Origin of the sequence: Paenibacillus sp. TCA20, from assembly GCF_000732325.1 — a bacterium.
Taxonomy (GTDB): Bacteria; Bacillota; Bacilli; order Paenibacillales; family Paenibacillaceae; genus Paenibacillus; species Paenibacillus urinalis.
In genome coordinates this window covers 342,528-356,734 of the sequence record NZ_BBIW01000002.1, presented here as the reverse complement: position 1 = coordinate 356,734, position 14,207 = coordinate 342,528, and the positions used below count along the sequence as shown (strand labels likewise).

At 44.7% G+C, this 14,207-nt stretch carries 2 protein-coding genes; both read left to right on the top strand.

What is annotated here, in order from left to right; translation table 11 throughout:
* Nucleotides 1–28 precede the first annotated feature (28 nt).
* Nucleotides 29–14,023 carry a non-ribosomal peptide synthetase gene (locus TCA2_RS05330; protein WP_047910524.1) on the top strand — a complete coding sequence of 4,665 codons (13,995 nt, stop codon included), beginning with the start codon at nt 29–31 and terminating at the stop codon, nt 14,021–14,023.
* A gap of 27 nt (nt 14,024–14,050) precedes the next feature.
* A complete protein-coding gene (locus TCA2_RS27110; protein WP_193745993.1) occupies nt 14,051–14,200 on the top strand; it encodes a hypothetical protein in 150 nt (49 codons plus the stop codon).
* Nucleotides 14,201–14,207: the final 7 nt, after the last annotated feature.

Below are 14,207 nucleotides of genomic sequence, written 5' to 3'. Positions count from 1 at the left end.
ATCAGATGAGAAGGAGTTGAGGGATGATATGAGCAAGACAGAAATAGCAGATATTTATCCATTATCTCCTATGCAGGAATCCCTGCTGTTTCATTCATTGTACAATCAAGGAGATATGTATTTTGAGCAGATGATTTTCTCGTTGGAAGGGCGTGTAAATGAACATGCGCTTGAAAACAGCTTGAATAAAGTTATACATCGTTACGATATCCTTCGGACTGTGTTTGTGTATGACAAAATTAATAAGCCAAGGCAAGTGGTATTGAAGAAACGAAACATCAAGATCAAGCTGGAGGATCTGACCACTGTACAAGCATCTGAACGAGTTAGCCACGTAGCTAAGCTTGCACTTGAGGACAGAAAGATAGGCTTCGACCTATCTAAAGGTCCATTACTAAGATTAACTTTGATCAAAACTAGCACGAATTCTTATGAACTTGTATGGAGTAACCACCATATTCTGATTGACGGCTGGTGCCTGGGAATTTTATTTCAGGAGTGGTTCTCATTGTATCGGGAAGAATTGCAAGGAGAGCCTGTCAGGCTCTCCCGCGTTATTCCTTACAAGCGGTATATTCAGTGGTTGGAAGCCAGAGATACCTCACAAGCAAAAAGTTATTGGAACAAATATCTGTCAGGTTATGAGGAGGCGTCTTTCCCCCAAGAACAAAATCCGACTAACCAAGATCGTTCGAACATTCAAGAGAGCATGTTTAGTCTAGGTAAACCACTTACAGATCAGCTTACCGCCTTATCTCGACATTATCAGGTTACGATGAGCAGTCTTTTTCAGGCTGTTTGGGGGGTTGTTCTTCAATACTATACAGATTCGGATGATGTTGTTTTTGGAACCATCGTCTCGGGTAGATCTCCATCTATTCCAGAGGTTGAGAAAATCATGGGTTTGTTTATTAATGCCATTCCGGTAAGAATTCAGTCGAAAACAGAAACCACTTTTGCAGAGTTAGTCAAAGCCACCCATGAGAACTCAGTACTAGCGGAGGAACATAGCTATTTATCACTTGCAGATGTTCAAGCGGAAGCAGGCGGGAGTTCCCTATTCAATCATTTGTTGGTATACGAGAATTATCCTGCAAGCGATAGTATGTTTGATACGGAAGAGCTTGGGCTTGGCTTTAAGATCAATTCCATTGAAGCTTACGAGCATACCAATTATGATCTGAACATTTCCATAGGCCCAGGTACAGAAATTAGAGCCAAGATAAATTATAACGAGGATCTGTATTCTTCAAGCTTTATTGAGCGTTTATTTTCCCATATAGAAAGAGTTTGCAGTCAAATTACGGATAACCCTGAGATGAAAGTGAAGGACATTTCTGTCCTAACTTCTCAAGACATACGGCTGTTATCGAGCTTCAACGAGACAAAGGCGGACTATCCATCAGAGCAGACTCTGGTCGATCTCTTTGTAGAGCAAGCGATGACAGAACCACACAGGACTGCAGTCGTTATGGGTAACTCGGAGTGGACCTATCGGGAGCTTAACGAGATTTCTGAGAAATGGTCAGTTCTGCTGAGGAATAAAGGCGTTAAGCCTGGTTCTATTGTAGGCCTGTGTGCACAGCGCTCTTTTGAGATGATCTCTGGCATATTAGCGATATTAAAGGCAGGCGCTGCCTATCTTCCGCTTGATCCGACTTTTCCGTCTGAACGTCTGACCTATATGATGGAGGATGCGGGCGTACAGCAGCTTGTACTGCTAACGGACAAGGATTTATCTGAATTTAAAGGTGAGATTATCACCCTATCAGATCTGCAATCATCACAAGGAATGGAATTGATTCAAGATTCATCCGTCCACTTGCACCCAGATTGTGATGCATATGTCATCTATACTTCCGGGTCCACCGGTAAGCCCAAAGGAGTGACGGCTACTCATCGAAATGTCATAAAAACAATCATAAATAACGGGTATGTTGAGTTAAATCAAAGGGACAGATTAATGCAAATCTCGAACTATGCCTTTGATGGAGCTACATTTGATATTTATGGAGCATTGCTGCATGGTGCCTCTCTAGTATTAATTAGTAGTGAAGAAGCCTCCAATATTGAATCGCTTGGCAACGCATTTAGGAATTATGAGATAAGTGTTGCTTTTATGACAACGGCTCTATTCAATACATTAGTGGATTGGAACCCGAACGCATTAGCCAATGTACGTCATGTTTTATTCGGAGGAGAGAAGGCATCAGCGAAACATATTAATACAGCCTTGAAGGTGCTCGGACCGGGAAAAATGCTGCATATGTATGGACCTACCGAAACGACAGTCTTTGCTACCTGCCATTCCATAACTGAACCCGGGAGCATTCCTATTGGCAAACCAATCCATAACACGACAGCATATATATTAAATCGAGATTTAAAGCCCATGCCGGTAGGCGTGCCAGGGGAGTTATATATTGGCGGGGATGGTCTCTCGGCGGGCTATCGAAACCGGCCTGAACTGACATTAGAGCGATTTATTGAACATCCGTTTCTCGCTGGGAAGAAGCTGTATAAGACAGGGGATATGGTCAAGAGAAATGCTGACGGAAGCATCGAATACCTGGACAGAATAGATTTTCAGGTCAAGATTCGGGGACATCGAATTGAATTAGGGGAAATCGAAAGTAAATTGAAAGATTTAAGTGAGGTCAAGGATGCAATAGTCAAAACATTTCATGATCAGCAGGGACACCTGTACTTATGTGCATATGTTGTTCCTGCGGCAGATCACTTGTCCTTTAATATATCGAAATGCAGAGAGGCTTTGAGAAGAACTCTTCCTGAGTACATGATGCCTGCAGTTTTTCAGGTGATGGAGTCTCCGTTCTCTTTGAACACGAATGGAAAAGTGGATCGAAGCAGGCTGCCGGAACCGAATAGGGCTTCCAGCATATCCGTTCCATTGTCAGGAGCAACGGAAATTGCGCTTGGTGACATATGGAAAGAGGTCTTGGGCATTCATCACCTTAATGCATCGGATCATTTCTTCGAGCTGGGTGGGCACTCACTAAAAGCAATGATGCTAACCGCAAAGATACATAAAGCGCTTGGTGTTAAACTTTCACTTCAGGAAGTGTTTCAATCTCCGGTGCTGACAGAGATGGCTAGATGTATTCAAATGTCTCAGGAAAGTCAGTACACGCCGATAACACCAGCGCCTGTTCAGGAGACGTACCCTGTATCCTCAGCGCAGAAAAGAGTATATATCGCGCAGCAATTGGAGAAGGGGCAAACGAGTTACAACATGCCTATGATTCTTGAAGTTGAAGGTGAACTGGATCGAAGCAGGCTGGAGACAGCATTTATTCAATTGATAGAACGGCACGAATCGTTAAGAACTTCATTTGTATGGATCGGTGAAGAACTGAGACAGAAGATTATTACACCTGAGGATGTTATTTGGTCCATGGATTTCTTAGAAATCCGTGCTGAAGACTACTCACGATATCATTCCTCTGATATTGCCAAAAGAGAATGGATAAATCAAACGTTGGCTTCCTTTATTCAACCCTTCGATTTAGGGAACGGCCCTCTCATTCGGGCGATGATTATCAATTTAGACAAATCTAACAGCTTATTGTTTATCGATACCCATCATATTATATCTGATGGCGTATCAACCGGAATCCTTTATCAGGATCTAACACGGTTATATCTATCGGAAGCATTACCTGCTCTGCAACTACACTACAAAGATTATGCAGTGTATGAGCAACAGTACAAGGCAAGCCCAAGCTATGAAATGAATCAGAAGTATTGGAGGAATCAGTTCGCCGGGACATTGCCTGAAGGAGAGCTATGTACAGATTATGTAAGGCCTTCGGTGAGAAGTGCTGCAGGGAGAACAATGTCGTTCCAGATTGAAGAAGGCTTATTTCATCAGCTCAAAAGAGTTGCTTCTGCAAATGAAGCGACGCTGTACATGGTGCTGCTTGCGGGCTATAAACTCCTCTTATCCAGATACAGCGGCACAGAAGATGTGATTGTAGGCTCACCAATTGCGGGCAGAGCTCATGAGGACACCCATCATATGATAGGGATGTTTGTAAACACGCTTGCATTACGATCTCAGCCCAAGGGACGCCTTCGTGTCCATGAATGGATCAGAGAAGTCAAACAACTATTCATGGATGCACAGACGCATGCGGATTATCCATTAGAGGATCTGTTGAATGATCTGAACGTCTCAAGAGATATAAGCCGACATCCCTTATTCGATACGTTATTTGTACTTCAAAACATGGACATAGCACCTATTGAGCTTGAGAATGTTACATTTCGATCAGCTGAATGGGATTGGAGCCAGGCAAAGTTTGACATGACATGGGGATGTCGAGAGTCTCAGCATGGATTGGATTTTATCGTAGAATACGCTGCCTATTTATATAAAGAAGAAACGATAGAGCGTATGTTCGGACATTATATTACGATCTTGGATCAGATGGTTAATGCACCTGATCAATTATTAATGGATATCGATATGCTGACGGAAGAGGAGCATGCATGGCTGACTCTACATCACAGTAGGCAGGAAGAGTATCCACATGAGGCTGCGATACCATACTTATTCGAGCAGCAAGCCTTGGCCTCAGCTCATTCACCGGCTCTAATCCACGGAAGCAAGGTCATGACATATCAAGAGATGAATGAAGCTGCAGACAACTTCATGAGAATTCTGATCTCCATGGGAGTCAGCCAAGGTGATCGTGTTGGGCTTCTTGCCGACAGATCTATGGATATGGTTCTTGCGATCTTCGGTATTCTAAAAGCCGGAGCAGCCTATGTTCCGCTTGATCCTGCGCTTCCTGAACATCGAATCGAATATATATTAAAGGACAGCGGAGCAAGCTGGCTAGTCTCGACGAGTGGGAATGATTACAGGCAAGAAGGACTAACACATATTGCATTTAGTGAGGTACCTAATCACGGTACAACCGAAACCGACATAACAAAAACGAAGGATAATAGAACAGTTGCACCTGAAGATATTGCCTACATTATGTATACATCGGGATCAACGGGCAAACCCAAAGGGGTTCTGACGACACATCGAAATGTGGTCAAGACAAGTATTAATAATGGATATGCTGAATTGGGTAAGGAAGATCGGATGCTGCAGCTATCCAATTATGCATTTGATGGCTCCACCTACGAGATTTTTGGGGCTCTTCTGAATGGAGCATCCCTGCATATCATTACAAAAGACGAATTGCTGAATGCAGCATCGCTTGCAAAAATATTGGACGAGCAGCGCATAACCTCAGCTTTTATGACCACTTCTTTGTTCAACATGATGGTGGATTATGATGTGACTTGTTTTAAGCATGTAAACAAGCTCTTCTTCGGCGGTGAAGTCGCGTCTGTTCAGCATGTCCATAAAGCACTTGATTATTTAGGCGAAGGACGAATCATTAACGCATACGGACCGACCGAAACGACCGTATTTGCAACCACTTATCCCGTTACAGATAAACTTAAGCAGAAGAGCAGTGTGCCAATAGGGAAGCCAATTCATAATACTTCACTCTTCGTTCGAAATATGTGGGGGCATGAACAACCGATGGGCATGCCTGGTGAGCTGTTCATTGGAGGCGATGGTGTCGCCGCAGGTTACTTGAACAATGAAAAGATGACAGCAGAAAGATTTATCCCTAACCCTCAGGAACAAGGCAAGCCCATGTATCGGACAGGAGACTTGGTTAGATGGTCTAGTGACGGAGAGCTAGAGTATTTGGGACGGTTGGATGGACAAGTGAAAGTTCGAGGTAATCGTGTGGAAACAGGAGAAATTGAAAGCGTGCTGAACTCCATTCCATCGATTAACCAGGCGGTTGTCATTCCGATCACAGATCCTCAAGGGACAGTGAGCTTGAGCGCTTATGTTGTATGCAATAAATCCATAGCAAATAGCAAAGCTGAGCCAGAGCTCTATTCGGAATGGAGAGAGGGGTTAAAGAGCCGGCTTCCAGACTACATGATACCTTCTAATTTTATGATGATTCAGACCATTCCGCTTACGGCGAACGGCAAGATAGATCGCTCCAAGCTTCCTGAGCCGATTCGGGCAGCTAATCTTACGGAGAAGGATTTGCCTGCGAATGAGATCGAAGCTCAGCTCCAACAGTGTTGGACTGATGTGCTCGGTGTCAAGAGCCCGGGGGTGCTCGAATATTTCTTTGACCTCGGAGGACATTCTTTAAAAGCGATGCAGCTATCCGTTAAGGTACAGCACTTGTTCGGGATCCATTTCAGTTTGCAGGATATCTTCTTATATCCGACAGTTAGAGAGCAAGCAGCGTTGATTAAACGTTCGGAAGCTTCGTCCAAGAAATTCATTCTGCCGCAGGCGCAAGCAATGGATTACTATCCTGTATCCTCAGCTCAAAAAAGAATCTATCTTGCTTCACAGTATGAGCAGGCAGGTACGAGCTATAACATGCCTATGCTGCTCAGCCTTACAGGGAAGCTAAACATAAGTGCACTAAACAGGGCATTTCAGCAGTTGATTATACGGCATGAATCGTTAAGGACGATTTTTCATCTCATGGGAAATGAGATTAAACAACAGATTCTGCACCCAGACAGTGTCCACTGGCAAATAAAAATACAGGAAGATGAAGCAGGAGCACCATCATTAGAAGATGAGGGAATTCAGAAATGGGTTTCATCTCAGATTACACCTTTTGATCTGTCATCACCTTATTTGATTCGGGCTGTCCTTAAAAAGCAATCGGATGAACACCATCTTCTATTTATTGATATGCATCATATCGTTTCAGATGGAGTTTCGACTTCCATTATTTTTAATGAGTTATTCAAGCTATACAAGGAAGAGGAGCTCCCCGACCTGTCTATTCAATATAAAGATTATGCGGTTTGGGAAGAGCAGCATCGTAAGAGCGAGCAGTATCTTGCTGCTAAACATTACTGGACGGGGATGTATAAAGATGAGGTTCCCGAGTTGATTTTGCCGATTGCTGAACGACGTGGAGGTTCTAATCAGAGCTCAAAAGCGGCAAAGTACTCGTTTCATTTGAATCCAGTACTGGTAGGCAAATTGAAAAAGAAAATGAAGAAAAAAGATATTACTTTGTATATGCTCTTAATAGCGGGTTATTATATTCTGTTATCCAAATATGCGGAGCAGGAAAAAATCGTGGTCGGAATTCCCGTTGCCGGAAGATATCTTCCAGAAGTGGAACCAGTTGTGGGCATGTTTGTCCAAACATTGGCACTACAAAGTGAGCCCAAAGCAGATTTATCCATTGATGGATATGTTGAGGAATTGAAGAAGACGATGCTTGAAGCTTACCAGCATGCCGATTATCCACTGGATGAATTGATGGAGGAATTAAATGTAAATAGAGCTTCTGGAAAAAGCCGATTATTTGATACGCTATTTGTTCTACAGAATATGAATATCGCAGAGTTACTTATTGAAGATGTTAAAGTAACCCAGTTAGAGGTTCCATCCGGCCAATCTAAGTTTGACATGGTTTGGGCAGGAGTTGAACAAGAAGACACTATTCTGATGACTGTTGAATTTAATCAAGAGATATATTCTGAGTCAGCAGTTAGAGCAATGTCTTCTCACTATGAGCATATTCTCGAACAAATCGTTGACCCATTCCTGGATCAAATTAAAGATATTGAATTGTTAACAGATAAAGAGAAGCTTCAATTGAATGCGTTTGAAGGTACAACCGTAGATTACCCCCGGGATTCCACAATTATGGAGCTATTCCGAATGCAAGCTGAGCGGAGCCCAGATTATCCTGCAATCGTATTTAAAGACAGGGTGGTCACATACCAAGAACTCAACACTCGTGCGGCCCAGTTGTCTCTCATGCTGCAGGCTCAAGGGATACGACCTGGAGATACTGTCGGGTTGCTGACGGATCGTTCCATTGAAATGATCATCTCAATTATGGGCATTCTGGGTGCAGGAGCGGCCTATGTACCACTAGATCCGAGCTTCCCGTCCGAGCGGCTGTCTTATATGCTCGAAGACAGTGAAGCAAGGCTGTTGATTGCAGAGCCAGGTATGCGTGTGGAGGGTTACAACAGCGCAGTGCTGTGGCTTTCGGAGATCGACTGGAGCAGTGGTGGACGAGAATGGAGTGAGCTTGTCCGTGAGCACGGACGTGATGGACAGGTGTCTGCATCCCCAGAGTCTGCTGCCTATATCATGTATACATCGGGTTCAACGGGTAAGCCCAAAGGGGTGGTAACTACACATCGGAATGTGGTGAAGACCAGTGTGAGTAACGGATTCATGGATGTCCAGCCGGAAGATCGGATGCTGCAGCTGTCGAACTATGCCTTTGATGGATCAACCTATGAAATATTCGGTGCTTTGCTGAACGGAGCAACGCTATATCTGATTGAGAAGACGCAGGTACTGGATGCAGCCGCATTGTCGCAAGTGATGAAGCAGCATGCGATTACCTCTGCATTTATGACAGCAGCTCTGTTTAATACGTTGGTAGATTTCGATGTCACGAGCTTGAAGCATGTAAGAAAGCTGTTCTTTGGAGGGGAAGCCGGTTCGAAGAAGCATGTCATCAAGGCGCTTGATTACTTGGGTCCTCATCGGATCGCTAACGGATATGGTCCGACCGAGACGACGGTATTCGCAGCAACCTATTCGGTAGATGAGGATGTGCGAGCTCAGAGTAGTGTTCCGATAGGGAAACCGATACACAATACCAAAGTGTACGTGCTAAACCGCTGGGGGCAGCGGCAGCCGATCGGTCTACCTGGAGAGCTGTATATTGGAGGAGACGGTCTAGCCAGAGAATATTTGAAGCAGCCAGAGCTGACGAAGAGCCGATTCATCGCGCACCCATTCGAGCAGGGGGAGAGGTTGTATCGGACAGGAGATCGGGTACGGTGGCTGCCGGATGGCAATCTGGAGTTCATGGACCGGCTGGATCACCAGGTCAAGATCCGAGGTAACCGAATAGAGTTGACAGAGATCGAAAGCAAGCTGCTCGAGCTTCCGGAGATAAGAGAGACGGTCGTAACCGCACGAAGAGATGAACAGGGTCATTCCTTCCTGGCAGCCTATCTCGTTCCTAATGAAGGTGTGGAGCAGGACCGAATGCATCGATTCATCAGAGATCACTTAAGAGAAGAGCTTCCCGAATACATGATCCCGACGTCGATGGTCATCTTGGACAAGCTGCCACTCACAGCGAATGGCAAAATAGACCGAGCTGCGCTTCCGGAGCCTTACGTCCAAGCGTATTCAAATGCTTCAGCAACAAACGAAATCGAGCGCATCTTAGTACAAATATGGACGGAAATTCTCAAAGCCCGGCCTATTGGTATTAGAGATCATTTTTTTGAACTCGGAGGACATTCTCTTAAAGCCATGATGCTGTCCGGCAGAGTTTACCAGGAATTACAAGTAAAGCTTTCTCTACAGGAAATATTTACTCATGACACGATAGCGGAGCAAGCCCTTTTAATAAAGGACAAGAAATTGGACATTACAGGACTACGTGCAATGAGTGCTGCTCCTGTATTAGAGAACTATCCCGTATCTTCTTCTCAATGGAGGCTCTACTATATCCAGCAGCTGCAAAAAGAGGGAACCAGCTATAATATGCCACTAGCTTTTGAAATTAAGGGTCACCTTGATTATCGTAAGCTGCAGGATGCCCTCTCCATAGTCATGAAGAGGCATGAGGCCCTTCAAACCTCTTATGTCATGATTGGGGAAGAGCTTAGACAAAGAATTGACCTGAATCGTAATGTAGATTTGAGTATCGAACGAAGGGACTGGATCGATGGTCGTGTGGATCGTCCTATTGATCAATCCAGCGTAGAACAATATGTCCGTTCGTTTGTTCGTCCATTTGATCTTTCATCCGGGCCGCTGTTCAGAGCAGGACTGCTCTCCGTATCAGAGACGAGGCACGTACTTGTTCTAGATATGCATCACAGTATTTCAGATGGGATCTCAACAGGAATTATCGTTACCGAGTTGTTTCAGCAATATGAAGGCGTGGAACTGCGATCAAAGGCGGAGCTGCAGTATAAAGACTATGCATGGTGGGAGCAGCAGTACAAAGACAGTGAACGGTACAAAGCAGAGGAACAGTATTGGCTCAGGGAGCTTAGTGGTGAATTGCCGTTAACAAACCTTCCATACGATTTCAACAATGTTGGCACCAAGCCCCCTGTAGGAGCGAATTCCAGAATTATCATTGATTCCAGTCTGTTGCGGCAGCTTGAGGAGATCGCGTCCTCTCATCGGACAACCTTATTTACGGTGTTGTTCGGAGCTTATTCCATTTTGTTATCGAAATATAAGCAAGAAGAGGATGTCATTATTGGTGTGCCTGAAGCGGGGAGACAGCTCTCAGATACTCAAGGAATGGTCGGCATGTTTGTGAGTACGTTACCCCTTCGGCTAAAACCGTTAGGGAATCTTACAATAGCTAACTATCTTGATCGTGTTCGGAATCAACTATTAGCAGCCTTTGATCACAGCTTCTATCCACTAGAAGAGCTCATCGACCAGTTAAAAGTTTCGAGGAATCATCCAGCGCAGCCTTTATTCGATACATTGTTTGTACTTCAGAATATGGAATCCTATTCCTTAGAATTGACGTCGCTTCAGATCCATCCATTTGAGACGGTGAGTACGCAGCCTAAATTTGATATGACTTGGGGAGCAGTACAGACCGATGATGAATTAGCCGTAACTATTGAATATAACGCTCATTTGTTCTCAGCGAAGACGATCGAGAGAATGCTGGCGCATTATGAACATGTATTAGTTCAGCTAGTAACTGGACATGAAATTCTTATTCAAGATATCGAGTTGCTAACTGCACAGGAGAAGCTGGAATTAATTACGTTTGAGGGCACAGTAGAAGATTACCCTCGGGATTCTACAATTATGGAGTTATTTGAAGCGCAGGCTGAACGGAGTCCTAATCATCCTGCAATAATATTTAAAGACAGGATGGTCACATACCGAGAACTCGACACTCGTGCGGCCCAGTTGTCTCTCATGCTGCAGGCTCAAGGGATACGACCTGGAGATACTGTCGGGTTGCTGACGGATCGTTCCATTGAAATGATCATCTCAATTATGGGCATTCTGGGTGCAGGAGCGGCCTATGTACCATTAGATCCAAGCTTCCCGTCCGAGCGGCTGTCTTATATGCTCGAAGACAGTGAAGCAAGGCTGTTGATTGCAGAGGCAGGTATGCGTGTGGAGGGTTACAACGGCGCCGTGCTGTGGCTTTCGGAGATCGACTGGAGCAGTGGTGGACGAGAATGGAGTGAGCTTGTCCGTGAGCACGGACGTGATGGACAGGTGTCTGCATCCCCAGAGTCTGCTGCCTATATCATGTATACATCGGGTTCAACGGGTAAGCCCAAAGGGGTGGTATCTACACATCGGAACGTGGTGAAGACCAGTGTGAATAACGGATTTATGGATGTCCAGCCGGAAGATCGGATGCTGCAGCTGTCGAACTATGCCTTTGATGGATCAACCTATGAAATATTCGGTGCTTTGCTGAACGGAGCAACGCTTTATCTGATTGAGAAGACGCAGGTACTGGATGCAGCCGCGTTGTCGCAAGTGATGAAGCAGCATGCGATTACCTCCGCATTTATGACGTCAGCCTTGTTTAATACGTTGGTAGATTTTGATGTCACGAGCTTGAAGTATGTAAGAAAGCTGTTCTTTGGAGGGGAAGCCGGTTCGAAGAAGCATGTCATCAAGGCGCTTGATTATTTGGGTCCTCATCGGATCGCTAACGGATATGGTCCGACCGAGACGACGGTATTCGCAGCAACCTATTCGGTGGATGAGGATGTCCGAGCTCATAGCAGTGTTCCGATTGGGAAACCGATTCACAATACCAAAGTTTACGTGCTAAACCGCTGGGGGCAGCGGCAGCCGATCGGTCTACCCGGAGAGCTGTATATTGGAGGAGGCGGTCTAGCCAGAGAATATTTGAAGCAGCCAGAGCTGACGAAGAGCCGATTCATCACGCACCCATTCGAGCAGGGAGATCGGTTGTATCGGACAGGAGATCGGGTACGGTGGCTGCCGGATGGCAATCTGGAGTTCATGGACCGGCTGGATCACCAGGTCAAGATCCGGGGTAATCGAATAGAGCTGACAGAGATCGAAAGCAAGCTGCTCGAGCTTCCGGAGATAAGAGAGGCGGTCGTAACCGCACGAAGAGATGAACAGGGTCATTCCTTCCTGGCAGCCTATCTCGTTCCTAATGAAGGTGTGGAGCAGGACCGAATGCATCAATTCATTAGAGATCACTTAAGAGAAGAGCTTCCCGAATACATGATCCCGTCGACGATGGTTATCATGGACAAGCTGCCACTTACAGCGAATGGCAAAGTAGACCGGCATGCCCTGCCAAGTCCAGTGAATCGATCGAAAGGCGGTGAGAGACCAACGAATGCACTAGAATCACAGCTTCTTGATATTTGGTGTGATGTCTTAAATGTTGCTGAGATCGGTATAGAGGATCATTTCTTTGAAGCAGGCGGCCATTCACTTAAAGCGATGATGTTGTCCGCTCGAATAAAGAAGGAGTTAAATGTCTCGATTGAATTACAAGCGATCTTTGATTATCCAACCATTAAGCTCCTTGCCGAGTATTTAGACAAGAGGTCTGTAACTAGTTCTGAGCTTTACGAATCGATCGAACCGGCCGCTATTAAAGAGGTGTACACGGCCACTCCTTATCAGTCTTACGGTTACTTGTCCAGCATAGGAAATACGGATTGGAATATGCCGACAGCATATCGGATTCAAGGTGCTCTTGATCTGGAGAGACTTGAGCTTAGCTTTCAGAAGCTTATATCACGTCATGAAGCGCTTAGAACATTATTTGAAATTCAAGGCTCCTATGTGATCCAGCGAGTTATGTCCCGAGTGAGCTTCCGGCTCGAGAAGGAACAGCTAGGCTCCCATAATGAAGTGAATCAAGTCATCGAGAGATTCATCCAGCCTTTTGCTCTTAACGCTGCACCTCTCTTAAGAGCCAAGGTGCTCAGGCTTGATTTGGAAGACCACATCCTATTGTTGGATATGCATCATGCCATCTCTGATGGAACTTCGCTTGGCATTATTTTGGATGAATTGTTTAAGCTGTATGACGGTTCGGAGCTAAACCCCGTAGCATTGCAGTATAAAGATTTTTCTGAATGGCAGCATACAAAGCTGGAGCAAGGACATTTTACAGCCGCCTCTGACTATTGGAAGAATTATCTTACGGGGTATCATCCTGTTCAATTATCACCATTACAGCTTGATGAATCAACAATGTCTGATCATAACGGAAGTCATGTCAGAGTAGAGGTTCCCAAAGCTTTAATCGAACAAATGAAGAACATGATGAATATGGAAGTAACGGATTATACGATCTTGTACTCCACCTATCTCGTTTTGCTGAGCCAGTTAACGAATCAAGAAGATCTAATAGTCGGCACGTACGCATTTGGTCGAGAACGTCCTGAATTACAGGGAATCGTAGGATTGTTTATTAATTCAATTCCACTGAGATACCGAGTTCATTCAGAAGTTACGTTGACAGCCATGTTCCAAAAGGTTCAAGAGATGATGAATCTGGCTTTTCAGCATCAGTATTACCCGTTTGAGAAAATGCTTGAGGATTTGGAGATACCGCTGACTCCAGGTGAAAATCCGCTGTTTAACACCATGTTTAATCTCAATAACTTTATTATGCCTTCAGCAGATCGTAAGGAGAGGGATTATTGTATCTCTTCATATCCTTGCGGGTGGAATTATTGTGAGTATGACCTATATGTTACTGCTCAGGAGATGGAAGAGGTATACTTGATTCAATTTGATTATCGAACAGCTATGTTTGAGCCACAGTTTATGCATATATTAACGAAGCATTACATGAACTTATTGAAACAAATTGCGCATGATCCAAATACGATAATAAATGAGCTGGAAGATACTAACATCACAACAAAAGCTGTGATACACTAACAAAAAGATGATTAGAGGAGGAGAAAAATGGCTAACAAATTTTTCAAATTCGGTGTCATTAAGAATGAGGATGTCCCTGAAGAAGTGAACGAGGCAGCACGTGAGGTGGAGAAGCTGCCTGAGACAATTGCTAATGAAATTAGTGAAGCCTTTAAGGATGAAAAAGAGGATAAATAATTATTAT

What these genes read in the sequence shown, in the direction of transcription:
- TCA2_RS05330 (WP_047910524.1), top strand. Translation starts at nt 29, where the DNA reads ATGAGCAAGACAGAAATAGCAGATATTTATCCATTATCTCCTATGCAG.
- TCA2_RS27110 (WP_193745993.1), top strand. Translation starts at nt 14,051, where the DNA reads ATGGCTAACAAATTTTTCAAATTCGGTGTCATTAAGAATGAGGATGTC.